The organism is uncultured Tateyamaria sp. (assembly GCF_947503705.1).
In the GTDB taxonomy this organism is placed as follows: domain Bacteria; phylum Pseudomonadota; class Alphaproteobacteria; order Rhodobacterales; family Rhodobacteraceae; genus Tateyamaria.
This window is the reverse complement of sequence record NZ_CANNES010000001.1, coordinates 703,079-725,368: the sequence shown is the minus strand read 5'-3', so window position 1 is coordinate 725,368 and position 22,290 is coordinate 703,079. Positions and strand designations below refer to the sequence as shown.

The 22,290-nt window shown below is 59.6% G+C and carries 21 protein-coding genes; 10 read left to right on the top strand and 11 right to left on the bottom strand.

Translation table 11 applies throughout. From position 1 onward, the window contains the following. Positions 1 to 6 precede the first annotated feature (6 nt). The 5 genes from truB to rpsO all read left to right on the top strand — a co-directional run bounded on the left by truB (position 7) and on the right by rpsO (position 3,703). Positions 7 to 912, top strand: coding sequence for a tRNA pseudouridine(55) synthase TruB (gene truB / locus Q1A44_RS03605; RefSeq protein WP_299619787.1), 906 nt, complete (start codon positions 7 to 9; stop codon positions 910 to 912). A gap of 213 nt (positions 913 to 1,125) precedes the next feature. Then, positions 1,126 to 1,629, top strand: a complete 504-nt coding sequence (locus Q1A44_RS03600; protein WP_299619785.1) for a hypothetical protein — start codon at positions 1,126 to 1,128, stop codon at positions 1,627 to 1,629. 95 nt (positions 1,630 to 1,724) lie between these two features. Next, on the top strand, positions 1,725 to 2,231 hold the full coding sequence (locus Q1A44_RS03595; protein ID WP_299619782.1) for a DUF1643 domain-containing protein: 507 nt from the start codon (positions 1,725 to 1,727) through the stop codon (positions 2,229 to 2,231). 105 nt (positions 2,232 to 2,336) lie between these two features. Then, positions 2,337 to 3,275: a calcium-binding protein gene (locus Q1A44_RS03590; protein WP_299619779.1), complete on the top strand. Its 939-nt coding sequence runs from the start codon at positions 2,337 to 2,339 to the stop codon at positions 3,273 to 3,275. A 158-nt stretch (positions 3,276 to 3,433) separates the two neighbouring features. Further along, positions 3,434 to 3,703 carry a 30S ribosomal protein S15 gene (gene rpsO, locus Q1A44_RS03585; protein ID WP_299619776.1) on the top strand — a complete coding sequence of 90 codons (270 nt, stop codon included), beginning with the start codon at positions 3,434 to 3,436 and terminating at the stop codon, positions 3,701 to 3,703. Positions 3,704 to 3,797: 94 nt separating this feature from the next. Here the strand turns inward: rpsO and Q1A44_RS03580 are convergent, their stop codons facing one another. Both Q1A44_RS03580 and Q1A44_RS03575 read right to left on the bottom strand, forming a co-directional pair. After that, positions 3,798 to 4,922, bottom strand: coding sequence for a DUF418 domain-containing protein (locus tag Q1A44_RS03580; protein WP_299619773.1), 1,125 nt, complete (start codon positions 4,920 to 4,922; stop codon positions 3,798 to 3,800). A 136-nt stretch (positions 4,923 to 5,058) separates the two neighbouring features. Beyond that, the gene (locus tag Q1A44_RS03575) at positions 5,059 to 5,946 is read right to left on the bottom strand and encodes an NAD(P)-dependent oxidoreductase (RefSeq protein WP_299619770.1); all 888 of its coding nucleotides are present in this window, start codon (positions 5,944 to 5,946) and stop codon (positions 5,059 to 5,061) included. 78 nt (positions 5,947 to 6,024) lie between these two features. On the opposite strand from Q1A44_RS03575, the gene Q1A44_RS03570 reads away from it, so the two are divergent. Together Q1A44_RS03570 and pnp are read left to right on the top strand one after the other, a co-directional pair. Beyond that, on the top strand, positions 6,025 to 6,543 hold the full coding sequence (locus Q1A44_RS03570; RefSeq protein WP_299619767.1) for an ASCH domain-containing protein: 519 nt from the start codon (positions 6,025 to 6,027) through the stop codon (positions 6,541 to 6,543). A gap of 163 nt (positions 6,544 to 6,706) precedes the next feature. Beyond that, positions 6,707 to 8,842: a polyribonucleotide nucleotidyltransferase gene (gene pnp / locus Q1A44_RS03565; RefSeq protein ID WP_299619764.1), complete on the top strand. Its 2,136-nt coding sequence runs from the start codon at positions 6,707 to 6,709 to the stop codon at positions 8,840 to 8,842. A gap of 93 nt (positions 8,843 to 8,935) precedes the next feature. Here the strand turns inward: pnp and Q1A44_RS03560 are convergent, their stop codons facing one another. Then, positions 8,936 to 9,589: a peroxiredoxin gene (locus Q1A44_RS03560; protein ID WP_299619761.1), complete on the bottom strand. Its 654-nt coding sequence runs from the start codon at positions 9,587 to 9,589 to the stop codon at positions 8,936 to 8,938. 135 nt (positions 9,590 to 9,724) lie between these two features. Between Q1A44_RS03560 and Q1A44_RS03555 the strand changes: the two genes are divergently transcribed. Then, on the top strand, positions 9,725 to 11,164 hold the full coding sequence (locus Q1A44_RS03555) for an aldehyde dehydrogenase family protein (RefSeq protein ID WP_299619758.1): 1,440 nt from the start codon (positions 9,725 to 9,727) through the stop codon (positions 11,162 to 11,164). A gap of 267 nt (positions 11,165 to 11,431) precedes the next feature. Continuing rightward, the gene (locus Q1A44_RS03550) at positions 11,432 to 11,638 is read left to right on the top strand and encodes a cold-shock protein (protein ID WP_005851393.1); all 207 of its coding nucleotides are present in this window, start codon (positions 11,432 to 11,434) and stop codon (positions 11,636 to 11,638) included. A 70-nt stretch (positions 11,639 to 11,708) separates the two neighbouring features. Here the strand turns inward: Q1A44_RS03550 and Q1A44_RS03545 are convergent, their stop codons facing one another. Genes Q1A44_RS03545 through Q1A44_RS03525 form a run of 5 tightly spaced genes read right to left on the bottom strand, consistent with a single transcriptional unit; the run spans position 11,709 to position 19,149 of the window. Further along, positions 11,709 to 12,356: an RluA family pseudouridine synthase gene (locus Q1A44_RS03545; RefSeq protein ID WP_299619753.1), complete on the bottom strand. Its 648-nt coding sequence runs from the start codon at positions 12,354 to 12,356 to the stop codon at positions 11,709 to 11,711. Between the two features lie 45 nt (positions 12,357 to 12,401). Then, complete coding sequence (rarD, locus tag Q1A44_RS03540; RefSeq protein WP_299619750.1) at positions 12,402 to 13,295, bottom strand: EamA family transporter RarD; 894 nt, start codon at positions 13,293 to 13,295, stop codon at positions 12,402 to 12,404. Between the two features lie 56 nt (positions 13,296 to 13,351). Beyond that, positions 13,352 to 15,799: an FAD-dependent oxidoreductase gene (locus Q1A44_RS03535; protein ID WP_299619747.1), complete on the bottom strand. Its 2,448-nt coding sequence runs from the start codon at positions 15,797 to 15,799 to the stop codon at positions 13,352 to 13,354. Positions 15,800 to 15,808: 9 nt separating this feature from the next. Further along, entirely contained in the window at positions 15,809 to 16,702 is an 894-nt protein-coding gene (locus Q1A44_RS03530; RefSeq protein ID WP_299619743.1) for a homocysteine S-methyltransferase family protein, read from the bottom strand. After that, on the bottom strand, positions 16,699 to 19,149 hold the full coding sequence (locus Q1A44_RS03525; protein WP_299619740.1) for an FAD-dependent oxidoreductase: 2,451 nt from the start codon (positions 19,147 to 19,149) through the stop codon (positions 16,699 to 16,701). The genes Q1A44_RS03530 and Q1A44_RS03525 overlap by 4 nt, the downstream gene beginning before the upstream one ends. An 88-nt stretch (positions 19,150 to 19,237) precedes the next feature. Between Q1A44_RS03525 and Q1A44_RS03520 the strand changes: the two genes are divergently transcribed. Beyond that, positions 19,238 to 20,653, top strand: a complete 1,416-nt coding sequence (locus Q1A44_RS03520) for a hypothetical protein (protein ID WP_299619737.1) — start codon at positions 19,238 to 19,240, stop codon at positions 20,651 to 20,653. A gap of 21 nt (positions 20,654 to 20,674) precedes the next feature. Here the strand turns inward: Q1A44_RS03520 and Q1A44_RS03515 are convergent, their stop codons facing one another. Genes Q1A44_RS03515 through Q1A44_RS03505 form a run of 3 tightly spaced genes read right to left on the bottom strand, consistent with a single transcriptional unit; the run spans position 20,675 to position 22,241 of the window. Then, positions 20,675 to 21,046, bottom strand: a complete 372-nt coding sequence (locus tag Q1A44_RS03515) for a GFA family protein (RefSeq protein ID WP_299619734.1) — start codon at positions 21,044 to 21,046, stop codon at positions 20,675 to 20,677. Continuing rightward, positions 21,046 to 21,666 carry a LysE family transporter gene (locus tag Q1A44_RS03510; protein ID WP_299619731.1) on the bottom strand — a complete coding sequence of 207 codons (621 nt, stop codon included), beginning with the start codon at positions 21,664 to 21,666 and terminating at the stop codon, positions 21,046 to 21,048. Before Q1A44_RS03510 ends, Q1A44_RS03515 begins: the two co-directional genes overlap by 1 nt. Next, the gene (locus Q1A44_RS03505) at positions 21,666 to 22,241 is read right to left on the bottom strand and encodes an XRE family transcriptional regulator (protein WP_299619728.1); all 576 of its coding nucleotides are present in this window, start codon (positions 22,239 to 22,241) and stop codon (positions 21,666 to 21,668) included. Before Q1A44_RS03505 ends, Q1A44_RS03510 begins: the two co-directional genes overlap by 1 nt. Between the last annotated feature and the right edge of the window lie 49 nt (positions 22,242 to 22,290).

Genomic DNA, 22,290 nt, shown 5'->3' with positions numbered 1-22,290 from the left:
ACGCATATGGGCCGCACACGCAAAGGGCGCGATATTTCCGGTTGGTTGGTGATCGACAAGCCCGCGGGGCCGACATCCACGGCTGTGGTCAACAAGGTCCGCTGGGCGATGCAGGCCAAGAAAGCGGGCCATGCGGGCACCCTGGACCCTGATGCGACCGGCGTTCTGGCGGTGGCCCTGGGCGAGGCGACCAAAACGGTGCCCTACATTACCGACGCGCTGAAGGCCTATTCCTTTACCGTCCGGCTGGGTCAGGCCACCAACACCGACGACGCGGAAGGGGAGGTCATCGCGACCTCTGACCTGCGCCCGGATGATGAGGCCATCAAGGACGCTTTGAGCGGTTTTGTCGGGGACATCATGCAGGTGCCGCCCAAGTTTTCTGCCGTGAAGATTGATGGGCAGCGCGCCTATAAACTGGCCCGCGATGGTGCAGACGTCGAGATTGCAGCCCGCCCCTTGTGGGTTGAAGAACTGGTGCTCACCGACCGCCCGGATACGGATCACGTCACGCTTGAGATGATCTGTGGCAAGGGCGGCTATGTCCGCTCCATCGCGCGCGATCTGGGCGAGGCGTTGGGGTGTTATGCACATGTCCGCGACTTGCGCCGCATCTGGTCCGGGCCGTTTGAGGCGTCCGAGGGCCTGAGCATGGCTCAGGTCGAAGAGATGGCGCAAACCGAGGCGCTGGATGCGTATTTGCGCCCGGTGGCGGATGGCTTGGCAGATCTGCCCGAAGTACGTGCCACGCCAGAAGGCGCCGTGCGCATGCGCAACGGCAATCCCGGCATGGTGATGGCATCGGACGTGGAATATGGCGATGAATGCTGGGCCTCGCTGGATGGCGTGCCTGTTGCTGTTGGCCGCTACAAAGCGGGTGAGCTGCACCCGGCCCGTGTGTTCAACCTGTAAGTCGGGGCATGGCGCACCAATAGGTACGCCTTACGGGCCCTATTTTGTAACAATGTGCCCGTGAACTGGTGGATTGCCAGGCTTTGACGTCGCGTATTGTTACAGATTCCATGTGAGCGATCAGCGCTGCGTGAGCGGGACTGACAATTCGGAACCATTTGGTCCATATTCATCTCATCGAACGCACAAACGTCCATTCATGGGAGAGACCACATGACCCAAGTAACCCTTAAAACAGCTACCACCGTCCTGACAGCAGGCGCCTTCGCCACCATCGCCTTTGACGCCTTTGGCCTCGGCCTCAGCCCCTTGCTTGGTCATGCCAAGCTGGCGCCCGTCGGCCTTGCCGGTGCCTCGCTCAAAGCGATCTTTGGGGCCAACCCATCGGGGGCCGCCCACCTGCTGCACGCCTTGACCGGCCTGATCTTTTACGCTGTGGGCTGGTTCGCCATTGCCCGCCCCCTGCAACTGGCTGTGGCGCCCCGCCTGCACTGGTCGATCACGGCTGTGGCCTATGGCGTCGCCCTTTGGGTCTTTGCCCTTTACGTCATGGCGCACCTCGTGACCGGCAACAAACCTTTCCTCGGGTGGACCGGAATCACATGGGTCGCCCTGTGGGGTCACATCGTCTATGCCGTGGTCGCAGCCGCGATCATGGAGGCCAAAGGCGCGGTTCTTGACCTGCGCCGCACGCCCAACGCCGTTCCTGCGGAATAATCCTACTACCCGCCTGAACGCCTCAAGGCCGCCCCTCCCTCGGGGGCGGCCTTTCCCATTTGCACCGTGCCGGATGTGCTGGCACAACGCAGATCATGATCACCCGCACCCATACCAAGGGCGATGCCCCCTCGACCGCCGTTTATTCAGACTGCGAGCGGTATCGTTACAGTCTGACCCGCATCTGGGAACCAGCAGGGCGGCGCGTGAATTTCGTGATGCTCAACCCCTCTACCGCGACCGAAGTGCAGAACGACCCAACGGTTGAACGATGTGAGCGGCGGGCGCGCACGCTGGGTTATGGCAGTTTTGCCGTCACCAACATCTTTGCCTGGCGCGATACCGATCCGCGCGGGATGAAGGCCGCCGCCGACCCTGTCGGACCCGAAAATGACGCCGCTATCACAGAGCGGGCGCAGTGGGCCACTGATGTGATTGCCGCCTGGGGCACTCATGGCGCGCATCTGGATCGCGGGACGCATGTGGCGGCGCTTTTGCAGGCGGCGGATCGGCCCGTGTTTCATCTGGGTCTGTCCAAGGCGGGGCACCCGAAACACCCGCTTTATCTGCCGTATGTCCAACAGCCGGAGCCCTGGGTTTAAGGCAAGGGTCAATTAACCAACCTGTTCAAATTGCTTTGCCAGACCAGCCTGTGAGCGGGTATTGAGGCGTGGGCAGTTGTGCCTTGTTGGGTTTAGGAAACAGTAATGCTTTGGTTGGCAGGTTTGATGGGTCTCATGGCCGTTGGTGCCGTCGGGATCACCGACATGGGCGGATCCTCGAACGAGGACGATGATACCGTGGACGCCACAAATGACGTGAATGACCCGGCAGAGGATGATGCCACGGGCACTGACCCCAGCTCGCCTGATGATCCTGATTTGATCCTCGGCACCGAAAATGACGACACACTGACCGGCACGGCAGATGCCGATACGCTGTACGGCGAGGAAGGCGACGACACCATCGCAGGCGGCGCAGGTGACGATACCCTGCATGGCGAGGATGGCACCGACCTGATGGATGGGGGTGCAGGTGACGACGATATGTTTGGCCATAATGGCGATGACACGCTGACCGGCGGCGACGGAAATGACAGCATGCAAGGTTCCGCAGGCGACGATCTGTTGGATGGGGACGCTGGCAAGGATGCGGTGCATGGCGGCCTTGGCAACGATACGCTCAGCGGCGGCGCCGGGCAGGACAGCTTGTTCGGCGGTTACGGCAATGATCTGATTAACGGGGTTGAGGATGACCCCGACACGCCTGAAATGGACGACACCGACACCGGCGATTTCCTGAACGGCGGCAGTGGTGATGATGTGATTATCGCGGGCAAGGATGACGTGGTCACCCCGGGTGATGGCAACGATACTGTTGTGCTTGGCAGCTGGATCAGTGAGGGGCATGCCGCCGACATCATCGATTTCGATGCCGAAGACGACAACATCCTACTGGTCTATGAAGATGGCGACGAAGAGCCCGAAATTACACTCCAGCCTGACCCTGAAAATGCGCTGACCACCCAGGTTCTGATGAACGGTGTGGCCGTGGCCCATGTGGGCAATGGCGCGGAAATTACCCTTGAAGACATCGCGGTTATGCCCCTGAGCCTCGCACAATCCTCGGGTATGGCACCGCTCTGATCAGGATCGGTTGGGGCGTGGGCAAATAACACTTTGCCATCTCTGCGATTCTCTCCTATACGCGCGCATCCCCGGCAATCGCTTGGGATTGAACATGGCCCCGCACTGGACGACATCCCGGGCGGCGGCGTCTTGAAACCCTAGAATAGGAGACCACGATGTCGATTACAGCCGAAGAAAAAGCCCGCGTCATGAAAGAGTTCGCAACGAAGGAAGGCGACACCGGTTCGCCCGAAGTTCAGATTGCGATCCTCAGCTCGCGTATCGCGACCCTGACCGAGCACTTCAAGACCCACAAGAAAGACAACCACGGCCGCCGTGGCCTGCTGAAAATGGTGGCCCTGCGCCGCAAACTGTTGGACTACACCAAGTCCAAGGACGAAGCACGCTATCAAGACCTGATCAAACGTCTGGGCCTGCGCCGCTAAGCGTTCGCTACCCTATGATTAAGATAAAGCCGCGCCATCCCAGCGCGGCTTTTTTCGTTGATGTGGGCATCGGAGATCAACGCAGCGACGCTGTTTAACCTGGGCGTGCCGCGACGCCGGCATATGTGATCCGCCGCAACAGCCATTCAAATGGCCCCAGCCGGAACCAATTGCGCCAAAAGCTGAGCGCCAGGATCAGCATCCCCGTCACCAGCACTGCAATCAATGTGGCCGTTGCCCGATCGACTTCGTTCCAAAGCCCAAGACCATAGCTCGAGAATATGGTCGACAGGACAATCGACTGACCAAGATAGATGCTGAGGCTGGAGCCGCCTGCGGCAAGCGCCTTGGACATGATCGGCCCTGGAGGATTGGCGATTGCCGCGATCAACCCGAGATATCCGATGGTTGCAATCGGAGCCACGACAACTGTGAGAGAGACACCAAGCGTTGCCGGGCCCCATTGCCAAAGACCTGCGCCAATCAGACTTAGGGCAAGACCCGGCAACAGGCACCACCGGCGTGCCCGCGCCCAAAGCGGATGGTCGGCGTTGTCTATCATCCCCGATTTTACGGATGCGAGACCAAGGCAAAACCAACCCAGCGCCGAGATCCCCTGGATGACCAGGAACAGCGGGAGGGTGAACGCAAAACCGATGCTTCTGAACAGTGCAGCGTCAAGGAATGAGCCTTGGGTGAGCGCCGCCGCTTCGAACCCGAAGACCTCGGCAGATGTTTCGGACGGCAGCAACAACAACGGCAAGCCGATGATCAGTTGCAGAACAAGCAGAACCACGCCGACTTTGGCCAGCCTGCCCACTGTCCAGTTGCGAAAGAAGTAGAGGATAGAGCCGGTCACCGCGTAGATGACAAGAATATCGCCCGGAAAGAACAGGCACCCGTGCGCGACACCCAAAAGAAGCAGACCAGCCATCCGGTTGCGATAAATGCGCCCAAAGGGTAGCCCTCGTCTCTCGGCCGAGCGCATCAAAAGGCCAAGGCCAACGCCAAACATGAACGAAAACAGCCCATAAGTCTTGAGCAGCGCCACGCCATTCACCATCCAAAGGGTCAGCGCGTCGCCAAAGGTTTCTGCGACCGGGTCCGTGAACCCGTGCAAAACAGAAAATGCGATGAACTGGACGTTGACGATCACGATACCAAACAGCGCAATCAGCCTTAGGTAGTCGGGCAAAAGGGCGCGGTCAGTTACATTCATGTTGGTCACTATTTCGTCCTGCCTGTGTCCAAAGAGCGTGAATCTATCTCGGTCTCAAATGTAAGGGGGACTGCCCCGCGAAAACAGGTCGTCTGTCGGGATTCCGATAGAGCAAGGTTCTTTGGCCAGGCGCGGCTTAGTCCGACAGGTAATCGCGCCATGAATGCGCGGGCTTGAACCCCAGCAGCCGCTTGGCCTTGGCATTCGAATAGAACGTTTCGCGCGCGCCCATCGCGGCGACGGGAACGCCGTCGTAATAGCGGGCGACCAGGGCATCCGTGTCCAAAGCCACCGAGTGGTCGTCATTCGACACATTAAACACTTCGAACCCCAGTCCGTCCGTATCCAAGCAGCATTGCACCATCTGCCCCAGATCACGCGCGTCGATATAGGCAAAGAAGTTGCGTAACCGCAGGTCGGGGTTTTCCATGAATGCCGGGAAGTTCTCAGCATATTCGTGCGGCTCGATCACGTTGTTGATGCGCAACCCATAGATATCGGCGCCGGACCGGCGTTGAAAACTGCGCGCTGTTACTTCGTTCACAACCTTGGACATGGCATAGCTGTCCTCTGGGATCACGGGATGCTCTTCGTCGATCGGTAAATACTCTGGCTTGCGCTCTCCATCCGCGAAACAAACGCCATAGGTCGTCTCGGAGGAGGCAAACACCACCTTGCGCACACCCATTTTCAACGCCGCGTCGATGACATTGTAGGTTCCCATTGTGTTGGTGCGGTACGTCTCGTTGTCGCCGGTGACCAAAATGCGCGGCACGGCAGCAAAATGCACAACAGCGTCAAACGACGGCACGCCGGTGCCAGGCTCAAGCTCGTCAAAGCCTGCATAGCTCGACAACACATCGAACACCTGACCCGCATCCGTCATATCGCCCAAGCGGTCATCAACGCCGTCCATCTCCAGAGGCGCGCGGTCAAAGTTCACCACGCGGTGCCCTTGATCTCGCAAGTACGCAACCGCATGCCGCCCGGCCTTGCCCGATCCACCTGTAAACAAAATGCGCATGATGATCCCTTTCGTTTGCGCAAACATAGGCACACGCCGGGGCATGGACCAGCCCCGACTGCGCGCTACCCTGGGGGCATGGAACACATGCCCCGCATCGCGCTATCTGTTCGCCAGCCTTCGGCTTGGGCCATCATTGCGGGCCACAAACCAATCGAGAATCGCACATTGGGGTCAATCCGCGCAGGCCGTATGGGGCCGGGGCGCATCTGTATCCATGCGGCGGCGGGGCTGAAAGAGGAAGAGTTTCGCTATCTCCATTGGCGGTTGGGCAAGCATGGGGTCAAGTGCCCGGCCCCTGCCGATCTGCCACGCGGGTGTATCATAGGCACGGTCGAGGTAACGGGCGTCATCACCGCATCCGACAGCGAATGGTTTGGCGGTCAGGCGGGGCTGACCCTGATCAATCCCGAACCCTGCGACCCGATCCCTGCGCCAGGGGCGTTGGGGTATTTCGAATGGCAGGCCGGTGGCACCCTCGCCGCACCTGCCAAATGGATGACGAAATGGGGCACACCAGACCCCAAAACGCAAACCAATGATCTCTTTCCCGACGCGCCGATTGCCTTTTCAAAACCGCCCCGGCGACCTTGGTAAGGCGGACACATCGCCACGCTTTCATTTCAACGAAATCTCCTGTATGCGCGCACAATCTGAAAGCATGGCGCCCGGACCTCAGCGCCCGCAAAAGAAGATACAGGGGTCAGGGGGAATACGCCCCCTATGCAAATGGCCAATCGGGCCAACTTAGGAAACCTAGATGTTCAACGAAGTGAAAAAATCGATGCAGTGGGGCGAAGAGACGCTCACACTGGAAACCGGCAAGGTTGCCCGTCAAGCGGACGGGTCTGTCATTGCCACGCTGGGCGAAACCAGCGTCATGGCAAACGTCACGTTTGCCAAAAAGCCCAAGCCTGGCCAGGACTTCTTTCCCCTGACCGTCCACTACCAAGAGAAATACTATGCCGCGGGCAAAATCCCCGGCGGTTTCTTCAAGCGTGAGGCGCGGCCCACCGAGAAAGAAACCCTGACCGCCCGTTTGATCGACCGTCCGATCCGGCCCCTGTTCGTTTCCGGCTTCAAGCACGAAGTTCTGGTGATGTGTACCGTGCTGTCCCACGATCTGGTCAACGACCCCGACATGGTTGCGATGATCGCCGCCTCGGCCGCCCTGACCATTTCCGGCGCGCCGTTCATGGGCCCCATCGGTGCCTGCCGCGTTGGCTTTGAGGATGGCGAATACATCCTGAACCCAACTGTCGATGACATGCAGGACCTGCGTTTGAACCCTGAACAACGCCTTGATCTGGTTGTGGCCGGCACCAAAGACGCGGTCATGATGGTCGAATCCGAAGCCTATGAGCTGTCCGAGGCCGAAATGCTGGGTGCGGTGAAGTTTGCCCACGAGCAGTTCCAGCCCGTGATCGACCTGATCATTTCGCTGGCCGAAGAGTCCGCGAAAGAGCCGTTTGACTTCCAGGCGCCTGACTATTCGGACCTGTCCGCAGCTGTCAAAGCCGCCGGTGAAGAGCAGATGCGCGCCGCATTCGCGATCAGCGACAAGCAAGAGCGCACAAGCGCTGTGGCTGCTGCCCGCACCGCAATCCTTGAGGCCCTGACCGACGAGCAGGCCGAAGATCCGAACCTCGGTTCCGCGCTCAAAGGGCTTGAAGCCTCCATCCTGCGCGGTGACGTGGTCAAGACCGGCACCCGCATCGACGGTCGTAAAACCGACGAGATCCGCGACATCGTCTGCCAGACGGGCCTGCTGCCCCGGACCCACGGTTCGGCGCTGTTTACCCGTGGTGAAACCCAGGGTCTGGTCGTGACCACGCTGGGCACCGGCGATGATGAACAGTTCATCGACGCTCTGCACGGCAACTTCAAATCCAACTTCCTGCTGCACTACAACTTCCCCCCCTACTCGGTGGGTGAAGCGGGTCGCGTTGGCCCTCCCGGCCGTCGCGAAATCGGTCACGGCAAACTGGCATGGCGCGCGCTGCAAGCGGTCCTGCCTGCATCGACCGACTTCCCCTACACCGTGCGTCTGGTGTCGGAGATCACCGAATCCAACGGCTCAAGCTCGATGGCTTCCGTTTGCGGCGGCTCGCTGTCGATGATGGACGCGGGCGTACCGCTGAAAAATGCGGTTGCTGGTGTGGCCATGGGTCTGATCCTGGAAGAAGACGGGTCTTATGCGATCCTGTCGGATATTCTGGGCGACGAAGACCACTTGGGCGACATGGACTTCAAAGTGGCAGGCACCGAAAACGGGATCACCTCGCTGCAGATGGACATCAAGATCGCAGGCATCACGCCCGAGATCATGGAGAAAGCCCTAGAGCAGGCCAAAGCAGGCCGGATGCACATTCTGGGCGAAATGGGCAAAGCCATCCAGGGTGCTGCCGACTTCTCGATCCACGCGCCACGCATCGAAACCATGCAGGTGCCCACGGACAAAATCCGTGAGGTCATCGGCTCGGGCGGTAAAGTGATCCGCGAGATCGTCGAAGTGTCGGGTGCCAAGGTCGACATCAACGACGACGGCATCATCAAGATTGCGTCTCCCAATGGCGATTCGATCAAGAAAGCCTATGACATGATCCACTCGATCGTGGCAGAGCCCGAAGAAGGCATGGTTTATACCGGTACTGTCGTGAAGATCGTCGATTTCGGCGCCTTCGTGAACTTCTTTGGCAAGCGCGACGGCCTGGTTCATGTATCCCAGATCGAAAACCGCCGCCTGAACCATCCTTCGGACGTTTTGAAGGAAGGCCAAGAGGTCAAGGTCAAGCTGTTGGGCTTTGACGATCGCGGCAAGGTCCGCCTGTCGATGAAAGTCGTCGATCAGGAAACCGGCGAAGAGATCAAGAAAGAAGAGCCTGCCGCAGAGTAATCTGCGCAGTGTTCCAAAAGGAAAGGCCCCGGCGGAAACGCCGGGGCCTTTTTAGTGTTCAGGCCTGAGAAAGATCGGCCGTGATCAGCAGGTTTAGCCCGGCGCTTTGGTCGTCCGCAGATATGGCAGTACCGTGGTGAACTCGCCAAACTTTGCCGTCGCATCCTCATTCGACACGGTCGGTGGGATGATCACATCATCGCCCGGCACCCAGTTCGCCGGCGTGGCCACGCCGTTGCCCGTCGACATCTGCAACCCGTCCAGCGCCCGGAGAACTTCGGCAAAGTTCCGGCCCACCGTCATCGGATATGTCATCGACAGCTTCAGCTGTTTGTCTGGTCCAATGATAAAGACCGAGCGCACAGTCGCACTATCCGCAGGCGTACGGCCATCGGGCAGGTAGGCCTCTGCCGGCAACATGTCAAAGGCCTTGGCCACTTCCAGACCATCATCTGCGATGATGGGGAAACCCGCCTTTGCACCGGCAACCGTTTCAATGTCGCCCTTCCACTTCTTGTGGTCCTCGACCCCGTCCACGGACACACCGATGACCTTGGTACCCCGCTTTTCCCATTCATCCGCCAATTGGGCCACAGCCCCGAATTCGGTCGTGCAGACCGGTGTAAAATCCTTGGGGTGCGAAAACAGAATCGCCCAGCTGTCGCCGATCCAATCATGCAGCGAGATCGTCCCGTGGTCGGTTTCAACCGTCATATCGGGAATGGTGTCGTTGATACGCAAGCTCATCCTGGCTCTCCGTCGTTAGAAGTTCGCCACCCAATCTAGGACAGTATGGCTTCAGTTACATCCCCTCTCTTGCAGCCGTGATGTTGCGGTGCCAGTGTCAGGCCAAACGTCCATGTCAGGTCAAGGAGGACCATCATGCTCGAGAAACGTGATTTCTATATCAACGGTCAATGGGTTGCGCCCATCGACGGCACCGATCACCACGTCATCGACCCGTCGACCGAAGAACCGACGACGATCATTTCGCTTGGGGGCAAGGCCGACGCCGATGCCGCCGTTGCCGCCGCCAAAGCGGCCTTGTCCGGTTGGATGGCGACCCCCGTGGCCGACCGAATCGCCTTGGTCGAAAAGCTGATCGAGGTTTATCAGGCCCGCGCCGAGGATATGGCCGCCGCCATGTCCGCAGAAATGGGCGCGCCCATCGACATGTCCCGCAGCCAGCAGGTGGGTGCAGGCACATATCATCTTCAAAACTTCATCCGCGCCGCCAAAGAGTTCGAGTTCAGCCGTCCCTTGGGCGATCATGCCCCGAATGACCGGATCATCTATGAGGCTGTGGGCGTTGCTGCTCTGATCACGCCCTGGAACTGGCCAATGAACCAGGTCACACTCAAGGTCGGAGCCGCCGCCATCGCGGGCTGCACCATGGTGCTGAAACCGTCCGAAGAATCGCCGCTCAACGCCATGATATTCGCCGAGATGATGGACGAGGCGGGTTTTCCCGCTGGTGTCTTCAACATGGTGAACGGCGACGGCCCCGGCGTGGGTACGGCCCTGTCGGGCCATCCGGATGTAGACATGGTCAGCTTTACCGGCTCGTCCCGTGCGGGCAAGCTGATCTCGAAGAATGCCGCCGAAACACTGAAACGCGTGCATCTCGAACTGGGTGGCAAGGGGGCCAACGTCATCTTTGATGATGCCGACGACAAGGCCGTCAAACGCGGCGTCCTGCACATGATGAACAACACAGGCCAAAGCTGCAACGCGCCCAGCCGCATGCTGGTGCAGCGCGGCAAATATGATGCTGCCGTCGAAGAGGCGGCTGCCGTCGCGGGTAAGGTCACCGTCGGCCCCGCCTCCGAAGAAGGGCGTCATATTGGCCCGGTGGTGAACGAGGTCCAATGGACCAAAATCCAGGACCTGATCCAGAAGGGCATCGATGAGGGCGCCAAGCTGGTTGCAGGCGGTCCGGGCCGTCCTGAAGGGTTCAACAAGGGGTTCTATGTGCGCCCTACCGTCTTTGCCGATGTGAACAACGAGATGACCATCGCACGCGAGGAAATCTTTGGCCCTGTCCTGTCGATCATTCCCTTCGATACCGAAGAAGAGGCGGTCGAGATCGCCAATGACACGCCTTACGGGCTGACAAACTATGTGCAAACCCAGGACGGCGCACGCCGGAACCGGATGGCGACGCAATTGCGTTCCGGCATGGTTGAGATGAACGGGACAAGCCGGGCAGCAGGCGCGCCTTTCGGTGGGATGAAACAATCCGGCAATGGGCGCGAGGGCGGCATCTGGGGGATCGAAGATTTCCTGGAGGTCAAAGCGGTGTCAGGCTGGGCTGCCGAATAAGGGCATAACAGGTCACGCATCCCCGTAAGGCGGTCCTTGGCCCGCCATCCGACAGAACACGCTGGCGCCGCATCAGGCATCGGCGTACTTCCTCTCAGCCTGCGGCAAACACGTCATGCCCCTTGCTATTGGGGCAAGGCACACCTATGTGACCCATGCGACGTTACCACTATCGAACTTCTGCTCCTTCCGGCTCAGTCTTACGATCTTGCACTGACTTAGCCGACCTGCCGCATCCTGTGGGCAGTATCAAAAAGGAGAACGACGATGGCTACTGGCACCGTCAAATGGTTTAACACAACAAAAGGCTTCGGCTTTATCGCTCCCGATGGCGGCAGCAAAGACGTGTTCGTGCACATCTCTGCCGTTGAGCGCGCAGGCCTGACAGGTCTGGCCGACAACCAGAAAGTGACTTTCGACATCGAAGCTGGCCGTGATGGCCGCGAAAGCGCGTCGAACATCGCACTGGCCTAAGCCTCTGCCGGGCCCTTCCGGGTCCAACACGAATTGAAAGGGTGCACGGGAAACGGTGCGCCCTTTTTCGTTAGAACGGTGCCGATGCCCGGAACCGCATCATCTTGCCGCTGTCGGGATGCTTGATCCGCAGTTCTTCGGAATGCAGCATCAGCCGCTCAAAGTCCCGCGCGGGCCCTGTCGCATAGAACGGATCGCCCAGAATCGGATGCCCAAGCGCAAGCATGTGCACGCGCAGCTGATGGCTCCGCCCTGTTTTGGGGCTAAGCCGCACGCGGCTTTCGGCCTCGGAATCGCGCAACACCCGCCAGTCTGTGACTGCGGGCTTTCCGTTTTCGTGATCTACATGCTGCTTTGGCCGGTTTGGCCAATCCACGATCAGGGGCAGATCAACGCGCCCCGTCTTGGGTGTCAGCCGCCCCCAAACCCTTGCCACATAGGTTTTTTTTGCCGCGCGCAGTTCGAACTGTTTCGACAGGAACCGCTGCGCATGTGGCGTCAACCCAAACACCATCACACCCGATGTGTCCCGGTCAAGCCGATGCACCAGCAGCGCATGAGGCCACACCGCCTGCACCCGCGCAATCAGGCAATCCGCCAGGTGTTCGCCCTTGCCCGGCACCGACAGCAGCCCCGATGGCTTGTCGACCACCAGCATTTCAGCGTCGTCATGCAGCACCGTCAAAGGCACGTCAGGCGGGTTGTATTCCGTTTCCATGCCGCTGCTTTTCAGATGTCGGCAAAAGCTGCAAGCGCCCTCGCTCTAGCCTGCGGCGCGCATCTGGCGGACAATCGACACCGAATAGATCACCAGCGCCGCCCAGATCATCGGGAAGGCAATCATGCGCGCCTGTCCGAATTCCTCGCCAAAGGCGAACACCGCCACGAGGAAAATCATCGTGGGCGCGATGTATTGCAGCACCGCAATGGTCGACAGCCGTAGCCCCTTGGCTCCGTTGGCATAGAGAATCAACGGGATCGCCGTCACCGCCCCACAGCCCAGCAAGAGCCAAGTTGTGCCCATGTCACCCGCCAGAAATTGCCCCTGTCCGTTCAGGCCCAACCACGTCACATAGGCCAGCGCAGGGATCAGAAGGATCAGCACCTCAAGCATGAACCCCTGGTTCGGCCCTATTGGCAGCTGCTTTTTGCACAGCGCATAGAACCCCCAGGACACCGTCAACGCCAGCGCCACCCATGGCACAGTGCCCGCCGAAATCGTCAGCACTGCAACCGCACAGGCAGCCAATGCAATCGCCACCGACTGCGCCGGGCTGGGTCGTTCACGTAGGAAAATTGCGCCAAGCGCCACGCTGAACAGTGGGTTGATGTAATAGCCCAAGGCTGCATCGAGTGCCCTACCCTCTGCAATTGCCCACACGTAAACACCCCAATTCACCGTAATCAGCATGGCGGTCAGACAACCCATGGCCAGCATTCGCGGGTTCGACAGCGCCGCGCGTACATCCCGCGTACGGCCCAGCGCCACCAGCAAAACGCCTGCGATGGGCACAGACCAGATGACCCGATGCGCCACAACTTCGGCCGGACCCACATGGGCCAGCATCTTCATATAAAGCGGCAAAAACCCCCAGAGGAAGTAAGCGCCCAGCGCAAAGCCGAGGCCTTGAGGCGTGTCACCGGTGCTGTTGGCCATGAGGGAGGTCCTTTCCCTACAGCCCTAGCACCGGCGCATTGATCGCGCGAGGGGTTTTACGCCTTCACCCGCTCTGATTTGGGATCATACATCGGGCGCAGTGACGCCTCGGCCTTGATCCGCGTGCCAGCCACGTCGATCTCGTAGCTGGAGGCGAGAACATCCGCGGCCGTCTCGCCCTTGCAGGGCACATATCCCAGGCCCATGGCTGCCCCGAGGTGGTGGCCATACGCGCCCGAACTGAGATAGCCGACGATCTCGCCATCCCGCACAATCGGTTCGTTGTGATACAGCAGCGGTTCGCTATCCATCAGCTTGAATTGCACCATTCGGCTGTTCAGCCCTTCGTCCTGCTTGCGCAGCACCGCGTCACGCCCGATGAAGGATGGCTTGTCCTTTTTGACGGCAAAGCCGAGACCTGCTTCCATCACATGATCCTCGCAGGTGATGTCGTGACCAAAGTGGCGGAAGCCTTTTTCGATCCGGCAAGTATCCATCATATGCATACCACAGAGTTTCAGGCCCATGCCCTGCCCCGCTTCGTGCAGAGTCTCGAACACATGACCGCATTGGTCGGCGCTGACGTAGACTTCCCACCCCAGTTCACCAACGTAGGTCACACGGTGGATGCGGGCGAGGCCCATCCCGATCTCGATCTCTTGCGCCGTGCCGAACGGGTTCACCTCGTTGGACAGATCCGCAGGCGATACGGCGTTCAGCAGATCGCGGGCGCGGGGGCCCATGACGGCCAGTACACCTTCACCAGCCGTCACGTCGGTGATGACCACGTTGAAGTCACCCACATGCCGCTGCATCCAGGTCTGATCTGCCAGCCGCGTGGCGGCAGGCGTCACAACCAGAAAGGCCGTTTCGGTCAGCCGGGTGACGGTCACGTCCGCCTCGATCCCGCCGCGATTGTTCAGGAACTGGGTATAAACGATTTTGCCATTCGGCACCGAATAGTTGCCGCCGCCCACATAGTTCATGAACGCCTCGGCATCGCGCCCTTCGACCCGGATTTTGCCAAAGGACGACATGTCATACATGCCGACATTCTGGCGGATGGCCTTGTGCTCTTCGCGCACGTTGGCAAAGAAGTTTTGCCGGGCCCAGCTGTATTCGTACTCAGGCGTTTGGCCATCACGAGCGAACCAGTTTGCACGCTCCCAACCTGCCAGTTCGCCCATCACCGCGCCACGATCAAGCAGGTGGTTGTGGAAAGGCGTGCGCCGCACGCCGCGTGCGGTCGCCTTTTGACGGTAGGGGAAGTGATCGGCATAGAGCAGGCCTAGCGTCTCAGTCGACCGCTCGGCTAGGTAGGTCTTGTTGCCCATGAACGGCTGCATCCGGCTGATATCCACATCGCCCAGATCGAACGGTTTTTCCCCGTCATCCATCCATTGCGCAAGCGCCATCCCGGCCCCGCCCGCAGACTGGATGCCGATGGAGTTAAAGCCGCAAGCAACCCAAACGTTATCCATCTCGGGCGCAAGGCCAAGGTGGTAGGCATCGTCGGGCGTGAAGGATTCCGGGCCGTTAAAGAACGTGTGGATGCCCGCCTCGGCCAGCATCGGCATCCGGTTCACCGCCGCCTCAAGGATCGGCTCAAAGTGGTCGAAGTCCTCGGGCAGTTGGTCGAACTCAAAGTCGCGAGGGATGCCGTCCACAGCCCAAGGCTTGGCATTGGGTTCAAAAGCCCCCAGCAGCATCTTGCCCGCATCTTCCTTGTAGTAGGCGCATTCATCGGGCACCCGCAGGACCGGCAATTGCGTCAGGCCCTGGATCGCTTCGGTCACAATATAAAAGTGTTCGCAAGCTTGCAGCGGTACGTTCACACCCGCCATGCGCCCGACTTCATGGCCCCACATGCCCGCACAGTTCACGATCATGTCGCAGGCGATGTGACCGTCGCTGCCGTCCTCGCCGGTCCAATCTACGCCCGTTACCTTGCGCCCGTCGCAGACGATATTGGTCACGGCCACGCGTTCCTGCACCTTTGCGCCGCCTTGGCGTGCCCCTTTGGCCAGCGCCAGCGCGATGTTGGCCGGATCGCCCTGGCCGTCGAGCGGCAGAAAAACACCGCCGGTCACATCGTCAATGTTCAGATGCTCATAGCGTGCTTTGACCTCGGCCGCCGAAATCTCTTCGACCTCGACGCCAAAGGCGCGGGCCATGGCGGCCTGGCGGTTCAACTCCTCCAGCCGTTCACCGGTCAGGGCCGCCGTGATCGACCCTACCCGTTTGAACCCGGTGGCAACGCCGGTTTCGGCTTCAAGATTGCCATAGAGCTCTTGGGAATACTTCGCGAGTTTGGTCATATTCGCCGTCGCGCGCAGCTGCGCAATGAGGCCAGCAGCGTGCCATGTGGTGCCGGAAGTCAGCTGTTTACGCTCCAGCAACACAACGTCTTTCCACCCGAGTTTTGTCAGGTGATAGGCCACGGAACAACCGATGACGCCGCCGCCAATGATGACGACGCGCGCGGAGGAGGGAAGATCAGGCATGGTCAGTCCTCAAACAATCTGATGACCAGCGGCCCGCAGCCGCTCGGCGATTTTGGCGATATGGGCGGGGCTCACTTCGCAGCAGCCCCCGACGATCGTGGCCCCTTGCTCCACCCAGCGCATGACATGGTCGGCATACAGCTCGGGCGTAAAGTCGCGACGCATATTCAGCGCGTCGACAGTGGGCGCCTCTTCCAGGAAACCGTCACTGATCTTTTCGAACCCGTTTGCATAGGCGCCGAAGGGCAATCCCGCGTCCTTCAGTATGTCGAGCGCTGCGGGGATGACTTCGGGGGTCGAGCAGTTGATCAAAACCGCCGCTGCACCGTTTTGCACAACAGGTATCGCGTCGGCCAATGGCTCGCCAGACCGCAGACGCGTGCCATCGGTGTCGTCCACCGTCAGCGCGATCCAGACCGGTTTGCCAAAGGGCAGCGTGGCCGCAAGCATATCACGGGCGTGATCCACCGATGACACAGTTTCTCCGATCAACAGATCACATTCGCCCGCCAATTGGGCCGCAACTTCGACAAAAAGCGGCACAGCCACATCCGCAGATGGGTGCAGGTCAGGACGGTAGCTGGCCCCAAGCGGCCCAATGGCTCCGGCCACCAAACCCGAACCGTTGCCCGCGCGTGCCGCCTGCGCCTCAGCCACGGCCATGGCATGCAAATCGGCAAAGCGGCCTTCCATGTGTGTCCGGGCGAGCCGGTCAAGGTGCACAGCATAGCTGTTGGCCGTGGCAATCGTAGCGCCAGCGGCAAAGAAATCTGCGTGCACGCCCGCGACCATGCCCGGATGATCGATCATGATCTGAGTGGACCAGAGCGGCGTGGGCTTGTCCCCGGCGCGGTGCACCAGTTCCTGGCCCATGCCACCGTCCAGCAATGTGATATCGGTCATGCGCGCAGTCTTTCGTTTTGCGGATCCCAGAGCGGTTGATCGGGCTGCACGGTCGCCTTGTAACGTTTGCCATACATCTCGATCTCGAGCGCGGTGCCCGGTGCGGCAAGATCAGCGCGCACAACGCCCAGCGCCACGGAGGCGTTGATCCGGTAGCCCCAATCACCCGAGGTGGTTTCGCCCACAACCTCGTCACCATGCCAAACGGTTGACATGTAGGGGGCGTCAAAGTCGCCCGCCTCAACGATCATGGTCGCGAACCGTTTCTTGACGCCTTGCTGTTTTTCGTTCTGCAACGCTGTCTTGCCGGGGAAGTCCTGAGGCTTGTCCAGCTTCACGAACCGATCCAGCCCGCCCTCGAACAGGGAGTAGTCGGTGGACAGGTCACCCTTCCAAGCGCGGTAGCCTTTTTCTACCCGCATGGAGTTCAACGCGTACATGCCAAAGGGGATCGCGCCCGCGCCTGTAACGGCATCATAGATTGCGGGAATGTCTGCGTTCTCTGCATGCACTTCCCAGCCAAGCTCGCCTGCAAAGGAAACCCGCAGCAAGGCAACCCAGCACCCCGCAATCTCGCTTTCCTGAAAGCTGAGCCAGGGCAAAGACAAGTCAGCCTTGCACAGCCCGCCAAGCAAAGCACGCGATTGCGGCCCGGTCACGATCAGGGTCGACATGCGGTCAGTCCAATCTTCCAGCGTAAAGGCACAGCCCTGCGGCATCCGGCTCTCAAGCAATTCGCGGTCATGCCATTGCGCGGATGCAGCGGTGACAAGAATGAACATATCCTCGGTTTCGCGAGTGATCGACATCTCGGTGGCAATACGGCCCCGACTGTCCGCGAAATAGATCAGACCGACGCGCCCGATCTTGGGCAGCGCCCCGGTGACTTGCGCGCGCAGCCATTCGTCAGCTCCAGGGCCCTGTATCTTGAAGCGGGAAAAGCCGGGCAGGTCCAAAACGCCCACGCCGTCGCGCACGGCCTCGACCTCTTCCTTGACGCGGATGGCCCAAGGGCCGTTGCGCTCCCAGGTGTGGGTCGCTTCTTCGGATGTGTCATCGCCGTCCTTGGCGAACCAGTTCGCTCGCTCCCACCCGTTATAGGCCCCCATTTGGCCGCCGGCAGCGCGAATACGGTCATCGACTGGCGACAGTTTCTTGTCGCGCCCTGCAGGCCATTCGTGATGCGGGAAGTGCATCGCATATTCGTGGCCGTATGTTTCCAGCGCCTTGGACAGGGAATAGTCGTGGTCGGCATAACCGGTATAGCGGCGCGGGTCGGTCGCCCACATGTCCCACTCGGTCTCGCCATGCATGATCCATTCCGACAGGACCTTGCCCGCCCCGCCACCTTGCGCGATGCCAAAGGTAAAGCAGTGCCCTTCAAACGCGTTCTTGACGCCAGGCATTGGCCCGATCAGGGGCAAGCCGTCAGGGGCATATGGAATGGGGCCGTTGATGTTGCGGCCAACGCCGGCGGTGCCCAACGCAGGCACACGCGCCATCGCATCCTCGATATAGAACTCCAACCGCTCAAGATCGTCGGGATAAAGCTGGAAGCTGAAGTCCTCGGGCATCGGATCTTCGGGTGTGATCCAATGCGCTTTGCAGTTCCGCTCGTAGGGGCCGAGATTCAGGCCGTTTTTATCCTGGCGAAGATAATAGCTGATGTCCACGTCCCGGATGATCGGAAGCTTGTGGCCTTTTTCCTTGGTCCAGGCGGCCACTTCCGCAATCTCGTCCGTCAGGAAATACTGGTGGGACATGACAACCATGGGCACTGTGCGCCCGCCAAAGGGCTTGAACATCTCGCCCACGCGTTGCGCGTAGTAACCCGCACAGTTGACAACAAATTCGCAGCGGATGTCACCCTTGTCGGTCTTGACGATCCACTCGTCACCGTCACGGTCAATGCCAGTGGCGGGGCAGAACCGTTCGATCCGGCCACCTGCATCGCGGGCCCCCTTGGCCATGGCTTGGGTCAGCTGGGCCGGGTCAATATCACCGTCCAGAGGATCCCACATGCCACCGGCAAGTTCATGGGTTTCCATGAAGGGGTGGTAGGCCTGCATTTCCCCGGGCGTGAGAATGTCCATCTCAAGGCCCTGGTAGCGTCCCATGCCGGCGACACGCTCAAATTCCTGCATCCGCTCTTTGGAATGGGCGAGGCGCAGGGAACCGGTCACATGGTAGTTCATCGGATAGTCAACGTCGTCGGCCAGGGTGCGGTACATTTCCAGCCCATAGCGCTGCATGTTCATGATCGCCCAAGAGCCTGAAAAGTTCGGGCAGTTCCCCGCCGCGTGCCACGTAGACCCGGCTGTCAACTCGTTCTTTTCCAGCAGAACGCAGTCTTTCCAGCCTGCCTTGGCCAAGTGGTAAAGCGTTGAAGTGCCAACGGCACCGCCACCGATGATGACCACGCGGGCCGTTGATGGAAAATCAGACATTTTGTGGTGCCCCTCTCGTTCTCATTTTGTTAGTTTCATGCTGGAGTTGCATTGGCTTGCGACCCAGTTTCTGTGTGTGAGGTAATTGATGACCAGTCTGCCGAGTTTCGCATCTCCATCGTCCTACTCCGCGCCGGAAGGTACGGCTGATACGCCTTTTCACTATTACATCAGCGTCCAAGAGGACGCGGACAGCCCGGAGGGTGTGACCACCTTTAATGACTTTGCGGCTGAGTTGGCGGCTAGCAGCGACCCGTTGCTGATTATCGAAACCGGGATCACGTCGGACAGCATTCCCGACACGCTGACATCGGATCAATTGGCCGGTCTGATTGACAACGGCCATGACGTCATCGGCTATGTCAACGTTGCCGTCGTGGATCACAATCGCAGTTACTGGGACCCCAACGATGAAGGTTGGGTTTCCCCGGACCCGAATGATCCTGACGACCTCGATTTCGGCACGATCAACGACAGTGCGCCCGATTGGTTGAAAAAACACGTGGGCGTTGCCACCGGCCCTGAAGAGGGCGGTGACGGAAACTTCGGCTATATCGTTGACTACAGCGATGAAGCTTGGCGCAACATTGTCATCGCTGATGCGGTCATGATTGTTAAAGCCGGTTATACTGGCGTCTTCCTCGACGATGTGTCGCGCTACTACCTCGATGCAGATGGCGACGGCGCATTCGACGGCACTCTCGAGGAATTGATCGTCGCAGCTCAGGAGATGATGTCTTTGATCAACGACATTGCCGACGCGGTTCACGCAGTCGATGCCGATGCAAAGATCTTCCTCAACGGCGGCGCTTACCTTGGCGCGAATGGAAACGATGGCGGCACAAACCTTGAATGGTGGAAACTGTTGGACAATGTCGATGGTTTGCTGATGGAAAATGTGGGTGCGACGCCCTTTGCCCCGAACTGGGACGAGATCACGGACGCCTGGTTCGATTCCATTGATTTTCAGTACATCATCGACGAGGCTTTCGTCGATCAAGAAGAGATTGACGCGCTGGCAGAAGACGAGGGGATAGACATCGAAATTGTCGAAGACGCCAATTATGACGATGCCCCACCCTTGGGTGATGTGCCGCCTGTACAACCCGATGGCAGCGGCATAACTCAGACCACGGAATTCACGAATGGTTTTGGCAGGGCCGTCTTTTTTGGTACGGTTGCGGATGACGAGATTCACGCCACGGCCAACCCAACTCTTGGGGCCGTTACCGGCGCAATCGTCTATGGTGACGAGGGCAGCGATCTTATCTATGGCACAGCGGGTGACGACCTTATTTTCGGCGGGGATGGCGATGATGTCATCTACGCGGGCGGCGGCAACGACACGGTCGATGGTGGTCTTGGAGATGATACCTATTTCTTCTTTTTTGACGGCACGACGCTCGTTCTGGGCGGGCCGAACACTGGACCTGCGACAGAAGCGCCCGAAACGGGCCCGGACCTTGGGGCGGCAATCGCCGACACATTTCTCTTTGAGGTCTAAGCTAAGCGCGGATCGCATCGCTTAGTTCTCCCGTTGCGGAACGTTGTCCGCGATGTCGTAATAGTCGCCCTTGTCGGCAGTGAATATATGGCGGTCGAGCCGCAGGCCCGTTGGCCCGTCAATGGCACCAAGCGAAAAGCTCATCTTTGGTTCGCCGACCATTTTCCAAAACAGAAAACTGCCGCAGTCCGGGCAAAACCCGCGCTTGGCAAAATCGCTGGAGGCGTACCAACGCACCTCGCCCGACACCGTGAGATCGTCATCAACGACAAGGCCAGAGGCCCAGTGGTGCCCCGTTTGCTTGCGGCATTGGCCGCAGTGGCACGCGCTGGACCGAATAACGTTTTTCACCGTAAACGTGATGGATTTGCAATTGCAGCTGCCTGTCAGCATCAGGCCCTCCCCGGCGTGGCGGCTGTACCCAGAAGAACGCCGTAAATGATGAAACAGGTCGCCATGATCCGCCGGACCCAAATGTTGTACACCGCGCCCAAAGCCGCTTGACCGATGCCCGCACCCAGTGCGGTGAACGCAGTGTAGCTGAACGCCGTGATGATCAGGGCAGTGGGGATGATCACCCCCATCTGATCCCAAACGGGCACGTTCGGCTGAACGAATTGCGAAAAAGCAGCGAGATAGCCCGCGACGCTTTTCGGATTGATCGTGGCAATGGCCAGCGCGCGCAAATAGACGGACTTGCCCGATTGCTCCGTTGGCTGTGCCATTTGTCCCGCCCGCATCCACCCCCGGACACCGAGATAGATCAGGAACCCCGCACCGATCAGCTTGGCCACCGAAAAAGCGGTTGGTGAGGCGGCGATGAGTGCAGTGATCCCCAGTGCGGACAGGATCAGGAAAAGAGTTGCCTGAGTCAGGATCGCAAGCACGCCAACCATGGACCGGCGAAAGCCAATGGTCATCCCATTGGTGATGCAATTAACCGCGTTCGGCCCGGGTGTGGTCACAAAAACCACCCAGAACAGCGCGAATATGACCCAACCGTCAAAGCTCATCAGTAGACCGGCGGCGCAATGACCCAGATCGCCACGGCAGGGGCATCATAGGGGTTCAACCAGCGAAACGGCTCGCCACGGATGCGGAAACTGTCGCCGGGATGGATTGTGAAACGCTGATCAGAGATGATCAAATCAAGCCGACCCGAAATCAGATAACCAACTTCTTGCGTGGGGCGCGACACCGGCTCTGTGATCTCGCTATGCGGCTCGAAGGTGGAGTGTACCATCTCGAAATCATCGGTGAGATCGGGGGACAGCAATTCTTCGACCAGACCGGCGGCGCGCGAGCCAATAGGCCTGCGTGCGCCACTGCGCACCACGTAACCGTCCTCGATCGCCGGCGATGCCCCACGACGGAAGAGCGTTGAAACCGCCACATCCAGTGTTGCCGCGATGTGGCGCAAGTCGGTGATCGATGGCTCGCTCAGGTCCCGCTCTACCTGACTGACCCATCCGACAGAGCGCCCCACCGCATTGGCCATCGCCTGCAACGTCAATCCGCGCGCCTTGCGCAAGGCACGCAGGTCGGCCCCAAGACTGTCAACGGTGGCTGGAACGGATTGCAGCGTCATGGTGGTGAAAATTCTCCCTCGAATTTCACGTAACGCCAGCCGCCGTGAA